The organism is Paraburkholderia phenazinium (assembly GCF_900100735.1).
GTDB classification, from domain to species: Bacteria; Pseudomonadota; Gammaproteobacteria; order Burkholderiales; family Burkholderiaceae; genus Paraburkholderia; species Paraburkholderia phenazinia.
Genome location: NZ_FNCJ01000009.1, coordinates 126,969 through 145,937, shown reverse-complemented (window position 1 = coordinate 145,937; position 18,969 = coordinate 126,969). Strand labels below are relative to the sequence as shown.

Annotated in this window: 13 protein-coding genes; 10 read left to right on the top strand and 3 right to left on the bottom strand. The window is 63.1% G+C overall.

From position 1 onward, the window contains the following. Nucleotides 1-140: 140 nt before the first annotated feature. Together BLQ92_RS20785 and BLQ92_RS20780 are read left to right on the top strand one after the other, a co-directional pair. Entirely contained in the window at nt 141-611 is a 471-nt protein-coding gene (locus BLQ92_RS20785; RefSeq protein WP_244106145.1) for a DUF2844 domain-containing protein, read from the top strand. Continuing rightward, nucleotides 608-1,942: a DUF3443 domain-containing protein gene (locus BLQ92_RS20780; RefSeq protein WP_244106146.1), complete on the top strand. Its 1,335-nt coding sequence runs from the start codon at nt 608-610 to the stop codon at nt 1,940-1,942. The genes BLQ92_RS20785 and BLQ92_RS20780 overlap by 4 nt, the downstream gene beginning before the upstream one ends. A 29-nt stretch (nt 1,943-1,971) precedes the next feature. On the opposite strand, the gene BLQ92_RS20775 is transcribed toward BLQ92_RS20780, so the two are convergent. Continuing rightward, a complete protein-coding gene (locus BLQ92_RS20775; RefSeq protein WP_175772213.1) occupies nt 1,972-2,808 on the bottom strand; it encodes an EAL domain-containing protein in 837 nt (278 codons plus the stop codon). Nucleotides 2,809-3,617: 809 nt separating this feature from the next. On the opposite strand from BLQ92_RS20775, the gene BLQ92_RS39525 reads away from it, so the two are divergent. The 6 genes from BLQ92_RS39525 to BLQ92_RS20710 all read left to right on the top strand — a co-directional run bounded on the left by BLQ92_RS39525 (nt 3,618) and on the right by BLQ92_RS20710 (nt 15,837). Next, nucleotides 3,618-10,421 (top strand): YadA-like family protein, encoded by a 6,804-nt coding sequence (locus BLQ92_RS39525; RefSeq protein ID WP_143016646.1) that lies wholly within the window; start codon nt 3,618-3,620, stop codon nt 10,419-10,421. Between the two features lie 31 nt (nt 10,422-10,452). Beyond that, on the top strand, nt 10,453-11,646 hold the full coding sequence (locus BLQ92_RS20730) for a DUF2827 family protein (protein WP_090686415.1): 1,194 nt from the start codon (nt 10,453-10,455) through the stop codon (nt 11,644-11,646). After that, a complete protein-coding gene (locus BLQ92_RS20725) occupies nt 11,643-12,797 on the top strand; it encodes a DUF2827 domain-containing protein (protein ID WP_090686414.1) in 1,155 nt (384 codons plus the stop codon). Before BLQ92_RS20730 ends, BLQ92_RS20725 begins: the two co-directional genes overlap by 4 nt. A gap of 114 nt (nt 12,798-12,911) precedes the next feature. Continuing rightward, a complete protein-coding gene (locus BLQ92_RS20720) occupies nt 12,912-13,349 on the top strand; it encodes a DUF4019 domain-containing protein (RefSeq protein ID WP_090686554.1) in 438 nt (145 codons plus the stop codon). After that, nucleotides 13,346-14,473 carry a DUF2827 domain-containing protein gene (locus tag BLQ92_RS20715; protein WP_090686413.1) on the top strand — a complete coding sequence of 376 codons (1,128 nt, stop codon included), beginning with the start codon at nt 13,346-13,348 and terminating at the stop codon, nt 14,471-14,473. Before BLQ92_RS20720 ends, BLQ92_RS20715 begins: the two co-directional genes overlap by 4 nt. 332 nt (nt 14,474-14,805) lie before the next feature. Further along, the gene (locus tag BLQ92_RS20710) at nt 14,806-15,837 is read left to right on the top strand and encodes a VTT domain-containing protein (RefSeq protein ID WP_090686412.1); all 1,032 of its coding nucleotides are present in this window, start codon (nt 14,806-14,808) and stop codon (nt 15,835-15,837) included. 18 nt (nt 15,838-15,855) lie between these two features. On the opposite strand, the gene BLQ92_RS40100 is transcribed toward BLQ92_RS20710, so the two are convergent. Both BLQ92_RS40100 and BLQ92_RS20705 read right to left on the bottom strand, forming a co-directional pair. Continuing rightward, complete coding sequence (locus BLQ92_RS40100; RefSeq protein WP_175772216.1) at nt 15,856-15,996, bottom strand: hypothetical protein; 141 nt, start codon at nt 15,994-15,996, stop codon at nt 15,856-15,858. A 96-nt stretch (nt 15,997-16,092) separates the two neighbouring features. Beyond that, a complete protein-coding gene (locus BLQ92_RS20705; protein ID WP_090686411.1) occupies nt 16,093-16,977 on the bottom strand; it encodes a LysR family transcriptional regulator in 885 nt (294 codons plus the stop codon). 151 nt (nt 16,978-17,128) lie between these two features. Here BLQ92_RS20705 and BLQ92_RS20700 point away from each other — a divergent pair, with 151 nt between their 5' ends. Beyond that, nucleotides 17,129-18,160: an NAD(P)H-quinone oxidoreductase gene (locus tag BLQ92_RS20700; RefSeq protein ID WP_175772217.1), complete on the top strand. Its 1,032-nt coding sequence runs from the start codon at nt 17,129-17,131 to the stop codon at nt 18,158-18,160. Between the two features lie 118 nt (nt 18,161-18,278). Beyond that, nucleotides 18,279-18,527, top strand: coding sequence for a hypothetical protein (locus BLQ92_RS40720; protein ID WP_090686410.1), 249 nt, complete (start codon nt 18,279-18,281; stop codon nt 18,525-18,527). Nucleotides 18,528-18,969: the final 442 nt, after the last annotated feature.

Here is an 18,969-nt window from a genome sequence, read left to right as displayed (position 1 = left end):
GCAAACCAGCAAATGGGCCCTTTCTCCCGCTCTTTTCCGCGAATCGAAATCCTCCTGACCCCCCAATAATTCGCTCTGTGTAAGGCGCGAAATGTGAAATCTCGCGCCTCGCGCGCGACGAATCACAAGGGGAATATCCAATGAGAACCAGCATGCTCTGTGCTGCGGCCGTCATGACGGCGCTGGCCGCCGGCATACCCGCGCACGCCGAGCTCGGCAGTGCGCCCACCTGGCCGGCCAGCAGTGCGGGTCAGGCGACGAGGCTGGTCCAGCACGTCAGCACGGCCTCCGTGCCCTATACCGTCAACGAAACCACCCTGAACGGCGGCACCGTGGTGCGCGAGTACGTCGCACAAAACAACGCGGTCTTTGCGGTCGTCTGGCATGGCCCGCAGATGGCGCCGCTCAACACCCTGCTAGGCCGCTATTTCCCCGAGTACCTGCAGGGGATCAGCGCGGCGCGCGCGGCCCAGGGCGGCGGCCACGGCCCCGCGATGGTCCAGGAGGACGGCCTGATCGTCCAGACGGGCGGCCATATGGGCAATTTCACGGGCCGGGCGTATCTGCCTCAAGCACTCCCACAGGGCACTAGCCCGGACGACCTGCAATGAACCGGATCAACATCATGCGAACCATGGCGTGGGCGCTCGTCACGGCGCTCCTCACGAGTCTGGCCGCCTGCGGCGGCGGGGGCGGCGGTTCTTCGTCGACCTCGCCGACTACCAACACCACCAGCAATACGAGCAATACGAGCAGCAGCACCTCGGTCACGACGCCTGCCGCAACGAGCACGCTTAGTTCGGCGAATCCAAGCGCGGTGCCGACCGCGAGCAGCGCAGCGAATACGGTGCCGGTGCTGGTTTCGGTCACCCAGTTCAACCGGGCCAATGCGCCAATGGCGAGCGTCACGGTGTGTACGGCGGGCTCCAATGCCACAGCGAACTGCACGACGATCAACAACGTGCTGGTCGATACCGAATCGTTCGGCCTGCGCTTGTTCGCCTCGGCGATCCCGTCGACCACGCTCAACGCGCTCGCGCCCCAGACTTCGGGCGGCGCGACGGTGGCCGAATGCGCGTTGTTCGGCAGCGGCTATTCGTGGGGCACCGTGCGCAACGCCGACGTCCAGCTGGGCGGCGAAATCGGGCAGAACGTGCCTATCCAGGTGATGGCCGATCCGACGCTCACGGCGAGCGCGCCGAGCGCCTGCCAGCAGGCGCCGGCCTTTGCGCAACCGTCGGATCTGGGCGCGAACGGCATTCTAGGTATCGGCGTGGCGCCGCAGGACTGCGGCGGCCAATGCGTGAGCAATAGTCCGACGGGCCACTACTATGTCTGCAGCGGTGCGACCTGCAGCGTCGCCAATCAGCAACTGGCGCAGCAGGTGGGCAATCCGGTCCAGTACTTCAGCACCGACAACAACGGCGTGATACTGGAGATGCCGGCGCTCGGCGCGACCGGTGCAGCCTCGGCGTCAGGCACGCTGGTGTTCGGTATCGATACGCAGTCCAACAACACGCTGGCAGGCAGCGGGGCGACCGTGCTCGCGACCGACTCGTCCGGCGACTTCACCGCGACCTATAACGGCGTGACCTTCAGCGATAACGCGTATTTCGATTCGGGCTCGAACGTGCTGTTCTTCCAGGACTCAACTATCGCGACTAACGGCCTGAAGTACTATGTGCCCAGTTCGACGCTGGCGCGCTCGGTGACGATTACAGGCGGCAACGCCGTGAACGCCACGATCCAGTTCAACGTGGCTAACGCGAACACGCTGTTTGCTTCGGGTAACTATGCGTTCAACAACCTGGGCTCGTATCTGAACGCTACCTTCGATATGGGCATGCCGTTCTTCTACGGACGCCACGTCTACTACGGCATCACCGGTACCGCGTCGGCTGGCGGCGGCACGGGGCCGTACGTGGCCTTCACCTCGAGCTGAGCCGGTGGGGCAGCGGGGCATCCCGTTGCTCAACTGAAGGCGAGCGCGGCTGCAAGCTTTACTTGCGGCCGCGCGACGTGATAGCCCTGCACGTAGACCTCGGGGCGCTGCCGCAGCCAGTGCAACTGCGCCTCAGTCTCCACGCCCTCCACAACCGCACGTATCTTCAACCTCTCGAGCAGGTCGAGCAGACCGTTCATCACGACGCAGTCACGCGGCGTGGCGGGGACGCGCGTCATAAAGCTGCGCGCCAGCTTGACCGTATCGATACGGGCGGTTCCCAACAGCGAAAGCGGTGAGTATCCCGAACCAAAATCGTTGAGCGCGAGCCGCACGCCGAGCTGCCGCAACGAACGGGTGAACTCCTGAGTGGACAACAGGGTCGCCGCGTCTTCGGTGGCCGCCAGTTCCAGTTCGAGCAGCAGCGGGTCGATGCCGTGACGCCGGGTCGTGTCGCGGATGGTGGCGCAAAGCGTCTCGTCGAGCAACTGCGTGGGCTGGATATTGACGGTGACGGGCGGCAGAACCTGGCCGGCCTGGCGCATTTCGCTTAGCTGCAGGCTGACTGCTTCGAGCATGAATTCGCTGACCGCGCGGGCGGTCAGCGGATCGTCGAAGGCCGATACAAAGCATTCAGGCAGCAGCAGGCCATATTGGGGATGCTGCCAGCGCAACAGGCATTCGACGTTGAGCAGCGTGAGGGTCTGCGCGTGGGCCACCGGCTGGTAGGCGACGCTGAATTCGCCGGCGCGCAGGCCGGCGCGAATCCGTTGCGCAAGCTCTGCGTCGTGGCTCGACGGCTCGGCCGCTTGCCCGGCAGCGTCCTGATCGATCAGATGTATCGCGGCATGTGCGGTGCGGTCCACTGCGCGTTCCTTTCCAATATGGGTAGCCGGCCCTTGGCCAGCCTCTGGTCACCTCGTCGGCGTTTCGAAGCCCGCAAATCGCCTTGCAGGCTGTCACGCTGTTATGCGCCCAAGCATAAAGCGGGTTGCCCGGGAAGACTGTCAAGAATCAACAGGTTAATGTCGGAAATTTATAAATATTGTTAAATTTGATGATTTTAATCGGAGTCAGCCTGATTGCGAGCGTGATTTGTATGAATTAAAACGGATTGAGTGTCGATTTAATGGTGGTGCGAAAGATGAGCCGGCGATTAAAGAAGCCGGTAGAATGCCCGTCAATCAGGGCGGCTTGATATAAATCTGAAGATTATAAAATCGTATGAAATGAACGTTTGTATGAGATGGTGCGGCGGCGGAGACAATTGTTAGATGCCCTGGTAACGCCCGCTTGCTCGCCAGCGCTTGCCAGCGCTTGCCAGCATTACCCGCTGGGGCTCGTCCAGGCGCCTTTCATCGCACTGCTGCCGGGCGCTTTCCGGTCACTGGCGGGGCTCCGGCGAACTACCATCAATTCACTGCGCTTCTATGTTCACTTCCCATCTTCAGCCGGACAGTTCGGCTCGAATCGTCAATATTGACAATGTTTAACATAATCCGGATGGGTAATTTGCATTGCTTGTCAATTTGAAATAAATGAAACCCATAGAATCCCGCTTATCCCAAATTCTATGCGCGTCGGGATTTCGATTTTCGAAAAATCAGATCGGTTTGTCTGCTGAATACCGGTGGGTCGGTTAGTGTCGCGCGTTACCTGAGAGGCTTTTGTCAAAATGAACAAGTCATACAGAACCATTTGGAATGAGGCCCTCGGTGCGTGGGTAGCTGCATCGGAAATCTCGTCCGCGCGCGGCAAGCCGAATAAGTCATCCGTGGCCAAGGCGATCGCCGTGGTCGTTCTGAGCGCCAGTGCCGGCATGAACGTCGCGCAGGCGCAGTACTCGGCGGGCGGCGGTACGGCGACCGGGGGGCAGGCGATTGCGATTGGCGGCTTGGCCGGCAGTACAACCACCGCATCGGGCGCGACGTCTATCGCGATCGGCGCTAATGCCACCGCGTCGGGTAACTACTCGCAGGCCTTTGGGCAGGCCACGACAGCGACTGGCCTGAGCGCGATTGCGATGGGTTCCGGCGCCAAGGCAACCAATACGGGCGCGACAGCGGTGGGTAACGATTCGACCGCGTCGGGCTCGAGCTCGATCGCGATCGGCGGCGGCAACAGCAGCGGCACGGGCGGTTCGGCGGCACTCGCGACCAATTCGATCGCGATTGGGCGCTTTTCGGTTGCAGCGACGGCGGCGACTTCGAGCGTGGCGATTGGCTATGCATCGTCTGCCGCCGCGGCGGGAGCCGTGGCGTTAGGCCAGTCGGCGACGGCAGTGGGAGCATCGTCGCTCGCCATGGGGCAGAGCGCAACTGCGTCCGCCACCCAGGCGACCGCACTTGGCTACAACTCGAACGCGGCGCAGCAGGCGGTTGCGGTCGGCAATGGCGCCAGCGCGACGGCGACCTTCTCCGCCGCAGTGGGTGGCAACGGCACCGTCGCCAATGCCTCGGAGGCCTCGGCGTTCGGTGATGCAGCGACCGCCTCAGGCACAGCCGCCACTGCGCTCGGCACGTTTGCGACGGCCAGCGGCGCGAGCGCGACGGCGATCGGCACGACGTCGACCGCGACGGGCACCGGGGCGTCGGCGATCGGGACGTATGCAACCGCGAGCGCCAACAATTCCAGCGCAATCGGCGATGGCGCGACGGCAAGCGGTGTTTCGTCCGCAGCAATCGCTTACAACTCGGTTGCTTCCGGCACCAGTTCGCTGGCACTGGGCAGCGGCAGCAGTGCGGTCGGCAACAACAGCGTGGCGCTCGGTCCTAACAGCACCGCGAGCTACGCCAACAGCGTGGCGATTGGCTACGGCAGCGCCACCGGCGCGGCTGCGCCGACGGGTACGGGGTATCTGACGGGCACGGCTGCGCCGTTGTCTGAAGTGTCGGTCGGCACCGCCACCGCGCTGCGCCGGATCACCAATGTCGCCGACGGCTCGGCGCCGCAGGACGCTGTCACGGTCTCGCAGTTGAGCACCGGCATGAGCACCACCGCGAGCAGCATTTCGAGCCTGTCGACTTCGACGTCGACGGGCTTGAGCACGGCGACCAGCAGCATTGCCTCGCTTTCGACCTCTGCGTCGACCGGCATCAGCACCGCGCAAAGCGGTGTGACTTCGCTGTCCACGGGTTTGAGCACCACGAATAGCAATGTGACGGCGTTGTCCACCTCGACCTCGACGGGGCTGAGCACGGCGGTGAGCCGCGATGCCAGCTTGTCGACCGGGCTGAGCACGACGAATAGCAATGTGACGGCGCTGTCGACTTCGGCGTCGACTGGCATCAGCACGGCACAGAGCGGGGTGACCTCGCTGTCGACGGGGTTGAGCACGACGAATAGCAATGTGACGGCGCTGTCGACGTCGACCTCGACCGGCATCAGCACGGCACAAAGCGGCGTGGGTTCGCTGTCGACCGGTTTGAGCTCGACGAATAGCAATGTGGCTTCGTTGTCCACCGGTCTGAGCAGCACGAACAGCAGCGTGACGGCGCTTTCCACTTCGGCTTCGACGGGTATCAGCACGGCACAGAGCGGTGTCGGTTCACTGTCGACCGGTTTGAGCACCACCAACAGCAACGTGGCGTCGCTGTCCACCGGCCTGAGCTCCACCAACAGCAACGTGGCATCGCTGTCCACCGGGTTGAGCAGCACGACGAGCAGTGTCAGCTCGCTCTCGACGGGCCTTGTCACCACCAACAGCAGCCTGACCTCGCTGTCGACCTCGACGTCGACCGGCCTCGCTACGGCGACGAGCGGCATCACCAGCCTGTCGACCGGCGTGAGCACGGTCCAGACCAACGTGAACGCCCTGGGCACCAGCACGGCAGCCGCGCTGGGCGGCGGCTCGTCCTATAACGCGACGACCGGCGCAATCTCCGCTCCGTCGTACACCACGTACAACGCGAACGGCACGACCAGCACGGTCAATAACGTAGGCTCGGCGCTGAGCAACATCGACAGCCAGGGCATCAAGTACTTCCACGCCAACTCGACGCTGGCGGACTCGCAGGCGCTTGGCACGAATAGCGTGGCGATCGGACCGGCGGCCGTGGCCAACAACCCCGGCGATGTCGCACTCGGCTACGGTTCGGTGACCGCGGCGGCGAATCCGACCAGCAGCGCCACGGTCGGTTCGACCACCTTCAGCGGCTTTGCAGGGACTAACCCGACGAGTGTGGTGAGCGTGGGCGCACCGGGCGCCGAGCGGCAGATCACCAACGTGGCGGCGGGCCGCGTCACGGCAACCAGCACCGACGCTGTGAACGGCAGCCAACTGTATTCGGTGGCGAACCAGGTCAACTCGGTGGGCAGCTCGGTGAGTTCGCTGTCGACGGGCTTGAGCTCATTGTCGACTTCGACGTCCACGGGTATCAGCACGGCGCAAAGTGGCGTGACTTCACTGTCCACTGGGCTGAGCACGACCAACAGCAGCGTGACTTCGCTGTCGACATCCACCTCGACCGGTATCAGCACCGCACAGAGCAGCGTAGCTTCGCTGTCCACCACGACATCGACGAGCGTCAGCTCGTTGTCGACGGGCCTCAGCACGACGAACAGCGGTCTGGCTTCGCTGTCAACCTCGACCTCCACGGGCATCAGCACGGCACAAAGCGGTGTGGGTTCGCTGTCCACGGGTCTGAGCACGACCAACAGCAGCGTGGCATCGCTGTCGACCTCGACCTCGACGGGTATCAGCACAGCCCAAAGCGGCGTGACCTCGCTGTCTACCGGCCTGAGCACGACGAACAGCAACGTGGCTTCGTTGTCGACGTCAACCTCGACCGGGCTCAGCACGACGAACAGCGGCTTGGCTTCGCTGTCGACCTCGACCTCGACGGGTATCAGCACAGCCCAAAGCGGCGTGACCTCGTTGTCCACTGGTCTGAGCACGACCAACAGCGGCCTGGCCTCGCTGTCGACCTCGACCTCGACGGGCATCACGTCGCTGTCCACGGGTCTCAGCACCACCAACAGCAACGTCGCTTCGCTGTCGACAGGGCTGGCGAATTCGGTCCAGTACGACGACTCGACCCACACGAAGGTGACACTGGGCGGCGTCGGTTCGACCACACCGGTAACGCTGACCAATGTCGCCGCCGGCGTCAACCCGACCGATGCGGTCAACTTCAGCCAGTTGACCTCGCTGTCCACCACGACGTCGACGAGCGTCAATTCCTTGTCGACGGGTGTGAGCACCGCGCAGAGCGGTGTGGCGTCGCTCTCGACGGGCCTGAGCACGACGGGCAGCAGCGTCGCTTCGCTGTCGACGGGGCTGAGCACCACGAACAGCAATGTGACTTCGCTGTCCACGTCGACTTCGACCGGCATCAGCACGGCCCAAAGTGGTGTGACGTCGTTGTCCACCGGCCTCAGCACGACCAATAGCAGCGTGACTTCGCTGTCGACCTCGGCGTCGACGGGCATCAGCACGGCCCAAAGTGGTGTGACGTCGTTGTCCACCGGCCTGAGCACGACCAACAGCAACGTGACCTCGCTGTCGACCTCGGCGTCGACGGGCATCAGCACAGCCCAAAGTGGTGTGACGTCGTTGTCCACCGGCCTCAGCACGACCAATAGCAGCGTGACTTCGCTGTCGACCTCGGCGTCGACGGGCATCAGCACGGCCCAAAGTGGTGTGACGTCGTTGTCCACCGGCCTGAGCACGACCAACAGCAGCGTGGCTTCGCTGTCCACCTCGACCTCGACCGGCATCAGCACCGCGCAAAGCGGCGTGTCCTCGCTCTCGACGGGGCTGAGCACGACCAACAGCACGGTCACGACGTTGTCGACGTCGACCTCGACCGGCATCGCCTCGCTGTCGACCAGCGTTGGCTCGATCCAGACCAACGTCACCGCGCTCGGCAACAGCACGGCGTCCGCACTCGGTGGCGGCGCCACCTACAACCCGGCAACCGGCGCGATCTCCGCACCGTCGTACACCACCTACAACGCGAACGGCACGACCAGCACGCTCAACGACGTCGGCTCGGTGCTCAACAGCATCAATAGCCAGGGCATCAAGTACTTTCACGCCAACTCGACGCTGGCGGATTCGCAGGCGCTCGGCGCGAACAGCGTGGCGATCGGACCGGCGGCCGTGGCCAACAACCCCGGCGATGTCGCACTGGGTTACGGCTCGGTGACCGCGGCAGCGAATCCGACCAGCAGCGCCACGGTCGGTTCGACCACCTTCAGCGGCTTTGCCGGGGCTAACCCGACGAGCGTCGTGAGCGTCGGTGCACCTGGCGCCGAGCGTCAGATCACCAACGTCGCTGCCGGTCAGGTCACGGCCGCCAGCACGGATGCCATCAACGGCAGCCAGTTGTATGCCGTGGCGTCGCAGGTGAACACTGCCGCGAGCAACGTGGCTTCCTTGTCGACCGGCGTCAGTTCGTTGTCCACCGGATTGAGCACGACCAATAGCAACGTGGCGAGCCTGTCCACCTCGGCGTCGACCGGTGTCAGCTCGCTGTCCACGGGCCTGAGCACGACCAACAGCAGCGTGGCGTCGCTCTCGACCTCGACCTCGACGGGTATCAGCACGGCGCAAAGCGGTGTGAACTCGCTGTCCACCGGTCTTAGCACGACCAACAGCGGCGTTGCGTCGCTGTCGACCTCCACCTCAACGGGCATCAGCACGGCGCAAAGCAGCGTGAACTCGCTGTCCACCGGTCTGAGCACAACCAACAGCAGTGTGGCTTCGCTGTCCACCTCGACCTCGACCGGCCTCAGCACCACCAACAGCACGGTGGCAACGCTGTCCACCTCGACTTCGACCGGTCTCAGCTCGCTGTCCACGGGCATCAGCACGACCAACAGCAGCGTGGCTTCGCTGTCGACGTCGACCTCGACGGGTATCAGCACGGCGCAAAGCGGCGTGAACTCGCTGTCCACCGGCTTGAGCACGACCAACAGCAGTGTGGCGTCGCTTTCGACCTCGACTTCGACGGGCATCACGTCGCTGTCCACCGGCCTGAGCACGACCAACAGCAACATTGCCTCGCTGTCGACGGGCGTGGCGAATTCGGTCCAGTACGACGACTCGACCCATACGAAGGTCACGCTCGGCGGTGTCGGCTCGACCGCGCCGGTGACGCTGACCAACGTCGCTGCCGGGGTGAACCCGACCGATGCGGTCAACTTCGGGCAGTTGACCTCGCTGTCCACCACGACCTCGACCAGCATCAGTTCGCTGTCGACGGGGGTCAGCACCGCGCAGAGCGGCGTGGCGTCGCTGTCGACCGGTCTCACTACGACCAACAGCAACGTGGCTTCGTTGTCCACTGGCCTCACCACGACCAACAGCAATGTCGCCTCGCTGTCGACCGGGCTCACCACGACCAACAGCAACGTCGCCTCGCTGTCCACCGGCCTCACGACCGCCACCAGCAGCGTCACCGCGCTGTCGACCGGCATCGCCAGCGGCACGGTGGGTCTCGTGCAGCAGGTCGGCGGCGCGCCGGGCAACGGTGCGATCACGGTGGGCGCCAACACGGGCGGCACCAGTGTCGACTTCACCGGTACAGCAGGCGCACGGCAGTTGACCGGCGTCGCCGCCGGCACCGCGCCGACCGATGCGGTGAACGTCAGCCAGTTGCAGGCGGTGGCCTCGGTCGCGAGCGATGCGGTGCTGTACGACAGCCCCGCGCATACCAGCGTGACGCTCGGCGGTGTGGGTGCAGCCTCGGCGGTGGCACTGACCAACATCGCGGCAGGTGCGATCACCGCGACCAGCACCGATGCAGTCAACGGCAGCCAGCTGTTTGCGCTCGAAACGCAACTGGGCACGATCGGCGGTCAGCTCACCCAGCTGTCGCAAACCACCACCAACAACGCCGCGGCGAGCAATTCGAAGTACGTGGCGGTGAACACCACCGGCAGCGCGGCAAGCGCTACCGGCACCGAATCGGTGGCGATCGGCGGCAACTCGACCGCAAGCTCGAGCAACACCGTCGCGGTCGGTTCCGGCTCGCAGGCGACGGGCTCCGGCTCGTCGGCGGTGGGTGCGGGCGCCCAGGCAAGCGGCACCAACTCGTCAGCAGTGGGTTCCAATGCGGTCGCATCCGCGCCGAATTCGGTGGCGATTGGCGCCGGCTCGGTGGCAAGCGAGGCGAACTCGGTGTCGGTGGGCTCGCCGGGTAACGAGCGGACCATCACCAACGTGGCGCCGGGCGTCAACCCGACCGATGCGGTAAACGTTGCGCAACTGCAGGGTGTTCAGCAGAATATCAACGATGTGGCGCGCGCAGCGTATTCGGGCGTGGCCATGGCTGGCGCGCTGGCCGGTTTGCCCCAGGTCGAACAGGGCAAGACCTTCCAGATTGCTGCGGGGGTGGGGAATTACGCGGGGTACAGTGCTATCGCCATCGGCGCGAGCGCACGGATTACGCAAAACACCATCGTCAAGCTGGGCGCCAGCGCAACGGATGGGGCTCACGTGCTGGTCAACGCGGGTGTGGGTTATTCCTGGTAGTGTCAAGATCAGTATCAACCTGAGTGTGAACATGCGCATCGGGATTTCCGTCATTACTCACACCGGCCAGAACATCTGGCAGAACGGGCTGGGACAGAACGTCATCTTTCTGGCAGAGCTGTTCCAGCGCCTGCCGTTCGTGCAGTCGGTAGTGCTGATCGATGTCGGCGACCAGGGCGTGATGCCCGAGCAGGTGGACCTGTCCGTGCGCAACCTGCGCCTGATGAGGGCGCACGAAGCCACGGACGAAGTGGATGTGATCGTCGAAATGGGCGGGGCGCTCGACATCGAGTGGCTTGACCTGATGCGCGCGCGCGGCAAGAAGGTGGTGTTCTACTGCTGCGGCCAGCCGTATGTCGGTCTTGCCGAACCGGCCATTTTTACCAAGCCCACTCATGCGCCGCGGCCCGACCGTTGCGACGAGGTCTGGCACCTGCCCAAAGACGCCGCCTTCGCGCCGATGATGCGCCTCTTGCACCGGTGCGATGTGTACGAGGCGCCTTTCATCTGGCATCCGCAGTTTGTCCAGCAACGCATGCGCGAAGTCGAAGCGCTCGGCATGCACTACGGCTATGGGGCCAGCGGAACCGCAACGGCGCCGGCCGAGACAGCCGGAGCATCCGGAGCAACCCGCGACGGCTCGCGCCGCGGCCTGCGGGTGGCGATTTTCGAGCCGAATATTTCGGTGGTGAAGACCTCCAGCATTCCGATGCTGGTCTGCGACGAGGCATACCGCACGGATCGCGGTCTCGTCGAAGCGATGCATGTGCTCAACACCTTGCACCTCAAAGATCATCCCACCATGCTGTACTTCGCCAACTCGCTGGATCTCGTGCGCGAGCACAAGGCCACCTTTCATGGCCGCCACGATATTGTCGGTTTCATGGTGCAGCATGCCGATGCCATCGTCGCGCATCAATGGCAGAACGAACAGAACTATAGCTATCTCGACGCGCTCTACGGCGACTATCCACTGATCCACAACTCGCCGTGGCTCAAGGAGGCGGGCTACTACTACCCTGGCTTCGATGCGCGCAAGGGCGCGGCGCAACTGCAGCACGCAGCGGCGCAGCACGCCCACGGGCTTGTCGAATACCGTACCCGCTCGCAAGGCATCTTCGCCGCGGTGGATCCGTTTAGCCAGGCCAATCTCGACGCCTATGCGGCCCGGCTGTTGCATCTGTGCCGCGACGCGGCGTTTGCCCCCCAAGCGAGCCGCTCATGAGCCTTGAACCTCGCCCGGCCACCCAGCCCCGCAAGCTGCGCGTCGGCGTGTCGATTTACGTGCGCAAGGGCGAGCAGTCGGTGTGGGAAAACGGCATCTACCAGAACTGCATTTTTCTGGTGATGTTGCTGATGCGCTCGCCGCTCGTCGCAGCCACGTATCTGGTGGCGGGCGGCGGCGACGGCCGGCCCGAGGACGCGAAGAACTTTCTCGCCGATTCGCCGGTGCCATTGATCGACATGGACGAAGCGGCCGCGACGCTCGACGTGATGATCGAGATGAGCGCCCAGCTGTCGCGCGAGTGGGTGGTGGCGTTTCGCGAACGCGGCGGCAAGATCGTTTCGATGCGGGTGGGCAACGACTATGTCATCGACATCGAACGGATGATCTTCGACAAGCCGCATGGACTCCTGATTAATGCGGCGCCATATCACGAGGTCTGGACGCTGCCCGAATACGAAAATACTTGCGTGCCGTACTACGCCAGCACCTTTCGCTGCCCGGTACGCCTGATGCCGCATCTGTGGAGCCCGCTGGTGCTGGAGCGCGAAGCGGCACGCCTGCCCGAGGGACTGAGCTTTGGCTACCGGCCGGGGCGGCGGCGCTGGCGCGCCGGCATCTTCGAGCCGAATATCTGCATGGTGAAGACGAGCTTCGTGCCGCTGCTGTCCTGCGAGGCGGCGCACCGCGCCGATCCGGACCTGCTAGAACACGTGTGGGCCTACAACACGTTCCATCTGAAGGAGCACGTGAGCTTCAACGGCTTCGCCCGCAGCCTGAATATCGTCAAGCACGGCCTGACCTCGTTCGAAGGGCGCTTTCCGTTTTGCCGGGTGGTGGCAGCGGACGTGGACGCGGTGGTCAGCCATCATTGGGAAAACGGCCAGAACTATGTCTACTACGAGGCGCTGTACGGCGGCTATCCGCTGATTCATAACTCGCACCTGATCGGCGACTGTGGCTACCGCTATCACGACTTCGATTGCGAGGAGGGCGGCCGGGCCTTGCAGCGGGCCTTCGCCGAACACGATACGCATATCGAGAGCTACCGGCGCACCGCCAATGCGTTCTTGCGCGGACTGGACCCCGAGAACGACGACAACGTGCGCGTCTATAGCGATGCGCTGGCCACGCTCTATACACCCGCTTAACAGCCAGGTTCGAACCGCACCATGAAGACATATTTTTCGCTTGACCGGCTCGCCCGACCGACACGCCCGTCGACAGCCGCCCGCCTTGCCGCCACGCTGACTGCTGCCTGCGTGATGGTTTGCGGCTCGACGCTCGCGCTCGCGGAGCAGGGTACCTCGGCCGACGAACTGCTGAACGACGCCAATCAGGTCTTGCAGCAACTCGACGGCAATCACTATGCCGCGCTATGGCAAGACGCGGCGCCGTTCGTCAAGGCGAGCCTGCCGCAGGAGCGCTTTGCGAGTCAGCTACAGCAGGCGCGTCAGTCCGTGGGCGCGGTGACGCGGCGCGGCTGGGCCTCGGTCACGCGGATCCAGTACAGCGGCGCCAAAGGAATTCCCGACGGCCTGTACGCGAACGTCGATTTCGCCACCACCCTGACGAGCGGCCGCACGATGTTCGAAATGCTGAGCTTCCGGCTGGGCGACGACGGCCAGTGGCATCTGACCGGGTACGTGCCGCGCCAAACCCAGGACCGGGGCGCGACCCAGAACCAGATTGCAACGCCATGAACGCACTGCGGGTCGGCATCACGATCGGCTTGCACCACGAAGCCGAAACGCTCTGGAACAACGGCATCAAACAGAACGCCGCTTTCCTGGCGGAGGCATTGCGGCATTGCCCGCAGGTCGCGCGAGTGGTCCTCGTGAACACCACCGCGGTCGCCGTCACGGAGGCGCTGCCGTGGGACCAGGTTCGCTATCCGACGTTGTCGTTCGAAGCGGCGAAAGACGACCTCGACGTGCTGATCGAACTCGGCGGTCAGATCGACGGCGCCCAGACCGCTTATCTGAAGCAGCGCAACGTGCGGCTCGTGTCTTACTGCTGTGGCTTCGAGTATGTCCACGCGATGGAGTCGGTACTGTTCCGCAAGCCGATGTGGGGCGAGACCTTGTTCGTCAATCAGCGCTACGACGATATCTGGATCATTCCGCAGGTTGCCAAGATCAGTCAGTCGTACTTCGAGGTGTTGCGCCGGCAAGCGGGCCGGGTCGTACCGTTTGTCTGGAGTCCGATGTTTCTGGACGAGCGCGTCAAGGGGCTGCCCAACGCGGGCGAGTACCGCCCACGCGAAGGTGTGCGGCGCCTGAGCGTGATGGAGCCCAACCTCAATGTCGTCAAGTTCTGCCTGTACCCGGTGCTGATTGCCGAGCTGGCCTACCGCCAGCGGCCCGACAGCATCGCACTGTTGCAGGTCACGAACGCTGAGCAGATTGCGAAAGAAAGCCTTGATTTCATCGCCTTGATGAACCAGCTCGATATTGTCCGCGACCATAAGGCGGTTTTCCTGGGCAGGCACGAGACCCCGGTGTTTCTGGCTGAAAACACGGATATCGTTATCTCGCACCAGCTCGAAAACCCGCTGAACTACTTCTACCTCGAAGTGTGCTGGCAAGGCTATCCGTTGATTCACAACGCGTCGCTGTGCAGCGACCTCGGTTACTACTACCAGGGCAACGACGCCGATGAAGGGGCGCGCCGGGTGATCGAGGCGATCGAGACACACGACGCGCACGCCTCCTGGTACCGCGAGCAGCAGCGCAGTCTGATCGCGCGCTATCTGCCGGATAACCGGCAACTGGTCGCAACCTATGCGGCGCTATTCGACGACCTGCTGGCGCGGCCGGTTCGCTAACCGCCGGGCTAACCAGTTTCGCGCCCGGATCGATGCGCTCGATGACCGCTTTCTCCCCATCCCTTACGCGATTCTTGCGGATCAAACCGTGTCTCGAACGCGGTGAGCTGGCGCTCGCGGCGCCGCGTTAGCCCGCTTGCACGATGCCAATTGGCGTTTTTGTTTAGAATCCCGTATTCGACGCAGCGCGCGGGATTGCCCGGGGCCATTGGCGGCTGGCCTTGTCCGGCGCGGCGAATGCACTGTCGCACCTGTTCAAGGAATCCCGCGCAGGTTGCCGAGACAGACCGAACGTCCAGCCATCGGCGATGGTTTTCCGCAGGAGCGGTATTGTGTGGCATTTCCCGACAGCTATTCCACCCGCGCTGTGTGCCTGGGCGGTATTCATGAGCGTGCTGATCACGCAACTCGGCGTGCCGGTTCCGGCCGCACCGATGTTGATTCTGGCCGGCACCATGGCCGCCGTGGGAGAGGTCTCGTACACCAGCGTGTTCGTTGCCGCCGTCTGCGCCACTTTGCTAGCCGATACGCTGTGGTTCACCACCGGGCGCCTGCGCGGGCGCCGCATGCTCAATTCGCTGGTGCGCTTTTCCTTGTCGTTCGACGCGACCGTCCGCACGGCGCGCAATATCTTCGAACGCCACGGCGCGCCGATTCTCGCCGTTTCCAAATTCGTCCCCGGCCTCGGTCTGATCGCCGCACCGTTGCTCGGCACCACGAGCATCGATCCGCGCATTTTCCTGCTCTGGGACTTGCTGGGCGCGTCGTTGTGGGCGGGCCTCTGGCTGGTCGGCGGCGCGGCGCTGCACGATGAGATCGCACAATTGCTGCTGCTCGTGCGGCATAACGGCGTCACGATATTCGATCTGTTCGGAGTGTTGGGCGGCCTGTTTGTTGTCTATCGCTGGGTGCGGCGGGTGCAGTTTCGCCGCTGGCTCGCCAGGATTCGCATCACGCCCGAGCAACTGGACGAGCAGATGAAGTCGAACGCGCCGCCGCTGATCTTCGATGCGCGCCCGCCGGAAGTGCGCGCGAAAGAAGCGTACCGGATTCCCGGTGCACGTGCCCTCGATCTGGACTCGCCGGAGCAACTCGATCCCGAACTGCTGAGGCGTCCAATCGTTGTGTACTGCGTGTGCCCGAACGAAGCGACGGCCAAGCGGATCATCACGCAACTGCATCGAAAGAATATTCATCACGTGAACGCGCTCAAGGGCGGGCTAGACGCCTGGGAGCGGAGGGGCTATCCGGTTGAGCCGCTGACGGCGGATTTTCATGCGCCGCGTGGCAAGCCCGACGCCGAGGCCGAGTTCGATGCAGTGCTGGATAACGAGTACACGGTGAGGGCGCGTCTCACCGAGTGATGCTTGCTGCGCGATACCTCAGTTGATGCGGTAGTAGCGAGCGATCCCATTTTCGAACATTTTTTGCGGTAGCAATTTCTTCGCAGGGTCGGCAACGCCGCGCGGCACACGCGGAGCATGCCGAAAAAGATTGGTATCGAACTGCGCCAGCTTGCACATTTGCTTGCGATCCAGGATAGGGCCGATCAAAAACGGTGCGAAGCGCCGAAACGGTCAATTAGCGGGTCCAGGCCGGACACCGGCTGGGCGATTTCATCAATCCGTCCGGATTGTGTGGGCTTCGAATGCGGAGACGATGCCGTCGATCATCGCTGCGATGCGCGCAGTATGCCGAAGGTCTTGATGCGTGACGAGCCAGATTTCGTAGACCGCCCCACGTGTGGGCTCAGGCCATATCTGCACGAGGCCGTCGTGTTCCGCCAGATGTATCGGGAGCTCACCAATGCCGAGTCCGGCCTTTACCGCGGTACGCAGCATGAGGCTGGAATTGAAGGTCGATACGATGCGCCCCGCGTGTATCGGTTCGCCGGCAAGCGTCGGTGATCGATTACCGGTCCAGTTTCCCTGATAGACGACAAGATCGTGGCCCGCGAATGCCGAGCCAGCGGCGGGCTTGCCGTGTTGCTCGAGATAGGCATTCGATGCAAAGAGCGCCATGGGCCAGCGAGCCAGGCGCCGCGCGATAAGCTCGGGATTGTCCGGCCTGACTGAGCGGACCGCGATATCCGCTTCACGCTTTGCCAGGTTTAGCATGCGCGTCGACGTGTCCAGCAGGACGCGCACTTCGGGATGCGCAGCGTGCAGGCGTTCGATGGCGGGAAGCAGGAACTCGAGCGCAATCGAGTCGGTGCTGGTGACTCTGACGTCCCCCGCGAGCCGGGTATCCGTGCCTTGAGTTCGTCTGACGAGTTCGTGCGCGGAGTGCTCCATTTTTTCCGCTGATCTCAGCGCGGCTTCGCCTGCGGCGGTCAACGCGTAACCCTCAGAGGTCCGCAGGAAGAGCGTTGCACGTAGCGCGTGCTCTAGCGCCGCAATCCGCCTGCCGACCGTCGCCTGATCGAGATTGAGCGTCCTGGCCGCTCCACGGAGCGTTTTTTCCCGCTCCACCGCGAGAAACACTCGCGCATCGTCCCAGTTCATCGTGCCGCCCTCCTGATGCAAATTTGCATCTCACAGTGTGAATAATGCTGCACATATTCATCAATGTCGATGCCTATACTGAACGCAAGAGTTCCTCGTTCAACGATCCGCCCGGATCAATCGAGCCTCATCTATAGAAGGAGTGGTATCCATGTCTGCTTCAACTTATCGTGTACCGTCGTCCATGACGGCCATTGAGATCAAACAGCCCGGCGGTCCCGAGGTCCTGGTGCCGACTACGCGCCCCGTGCCGACGCCGGCCGCCGATCAGGTTCTGATCCGCATCCACGCGGCTGCCGTGAACGGCCCAGACGTTTTCCAGCGCAAAGGACTGTATGATCCGCCCCCCGGCGCTTCGGACATTCCAGGGCTGGAAGTGGCAGGTCAGGTGGTTGCCGTTGGCTCCGACGTGTCGCAATTCCGGATCGGCGAACTGGTCTGCGCGTTGATTCCCGGCGGTGGCTACGCAGAATATGCAGTCGCGCACGCCGATAACGTGATGCTTATTCCCAAAGGCCTGACCTTGGTGGAAGCGGGCGCCATGCCGGAAACGTTTATGACGGTATGGCTGAACCTGTTCCAGCGCGGCAAGCTGGTTGCCGGCGAATCGGTCTTGATCCATGGCGGCGCGTCGGGTATCGGTACCACGGCGACCATGCTGGCGAAGGCATTCGGTGCTGCGAAGATCATCACGACAGTGGGCTCGCAGGCGCATCGGGAAGCGAGCCTCGCGCTAGGCGCAGACCTTGCGATAGATTACCGCGAGGAAGATTTCGTCGCCGAAACGAAGCGGTTTACCGATGGAAGAGGCGTCGACGTGATCCTCGACATCATTGCCGGCGACTACGTGGCCAGAAACTATGACGCCGCTGCCATGGACGGACGGATCCTCCAGGTTGGCGTGATCAAGGGACCGGCGAAGGACCTTAACCTCGTGCCGATGTTGGCGAAGCGTCTGACGCATATGGGCTCGACATTGCGATCGCGCACATCCGCGGACAAGGCGGCCATCATCAATGAAATGGAGCGGCAGGTCTGGCCGCACATCGAGAACGGCAAGATCAAACCGGTTGTCTACAAGACCTTTGCGCTTGCCGACGCTCGCGGTGCTCACGAACTGATCGATGCCGGCACGCACTTTGGAAAGATTGTCCTGACGACAGGGGCCGATCTCATTGACTGAAGCCCCTTGCTGGTTTCGGTCATCCGCGCGGCGAGGCAAAATAGACGGCAACGAGTAGGATAATATCCACCCAGAAGACGATAAGTCACCGGTAACGTCCGGGTTTGGAGATTGCTCGATGTCACCCACACATGAATACTGGTTTCCGGCAAAACGCTATGGTTGGGGCTGGGGGTTTCCCGTGCGCTGGCAGGGATGGGCAGCGCTGATCGGATACTTTTTGTTGCTTGGCGTAGTCGCTCTATGTTTTCCACCTGGCCTACATTCTTTAGCGTTCGCCTTGCTGGTCGCCCTGTTGAGTCTTGCCCTTGTGGCCGTGTGCTGGATGAAGGGAGAACCGCCTCGTTGGCGATGGGGCAAAGACTAAGTCCATCAAAGAGCAAGCCCATCAATTAGCTTCCAACCGATGCCGTAGCGCAACTTTCAATTGGCAGGCGGCATATATAAGCCGCCGGTCTTGCTGGGCGGGGGAGAGCGACTGTTCGAGGGGATTGACGCACGCGCTCTGGGATACGAGTGCGTTCAGTTCGTTGCATCGGAGAAAGCCACCCATGTGGTACTCCGGCGCCAAGGGCACAAAGAAAATGATGCGTTGAAAAAGAGTTGAATTGTTGTCCAAACCATCGCTGAATTAGTCGCCTGGGCGAGCGCTGTAGCGTTCCCAAACACCCGGACCTGTGCCACACTGCACGCCATGAACTCACGTAACGTCTCCACCCGGTCACATCACCATCACGGCAGCAGCCCGTTGCGCCGTGGTTCGTTACGTCTCATAGCAGCGAAGCCAGCCCGATACTGATTGACCGGCT

Bases quoted from the DNA above. Each gene is read 5' to 3' on its own strand.
- BLQ92_RS20720 (WP_090686554.1), top strand. From the start codon at position 12,912: ATGGTTTGCGGCTCGACGCTCGCGCTCGCGGAGCAGGGTACCTCGGCC.
- BLQ92_RS39525 (WP_143016646.1), top strand. From the start codon at position 3,618: ATGAACAAGTCATACAGAACCATTTGGAATGAGGCCCTCGGTGCGTGG.
- BLQ92_RS40720 (WP_090686410.1), top strand. From the start codon at position 18,279: ATGTCACCCACACATGAATACTGGTTTCCGGCAAAACGCTATGGTTGG.
- BLQ92_RS20780 (WP_244106146.1), top strand. From the start codon at position 608: ATGAACCGGATCAACATCATGCGAACCATGGCGTGGGCGCTCGTCACG.
- BLQ92_RS20730 (WP_090686415.1), top strand. From the start codon at position 10,453: ATGCGCATCGGGATTTCCGTCATTACTCACACCGGCCAGAACATCTGG.
- BLQ92_RS20700 (WP_175772217.1), top strand. From the start codon at position 17,129: ATGTCTGCTTCAACTTATCGTGTACCGTCGTCCATGACGGCCATTGAG.
- BLQ92_RS20785 (WP_244106145.1), top strand. From the start codon at position 141: ATGAGAACCAGCATGCTCTGTGCTGCGGCCGTCATGACGGCGCTGGCC.
- BLQ92_RS20725 (WP_090686414.1), top strand. From the start codon at position 11,643: ATGAGCCTTGAACCTCGCCCGGCCACCCAGCCCCGCAAGCTGCGCGTC.
- BLQ92_RS20705 (WP_090686411.1), bottom strand. From the start codon at position 16,977: ATGAACTGGGACGATGCGCGAGTGTTTCTCGCGGTGGAGCGGGAAAAA.
- BLQ92_RS40100 (WP_175772216.1), bottom strand. From the start codon at position 15,996: ATGTGCAAGCTGGCGCAGTTCGATACCAATCTTTTTCGGCATGCTCCG.
- BLQ92_RS20715 (WP_090686413.1), top strand. From the start codon at position 13,346: ATGAACGCACTGCGGGTCGGCATCACGATCGGCTTGCACCACGAAGCC.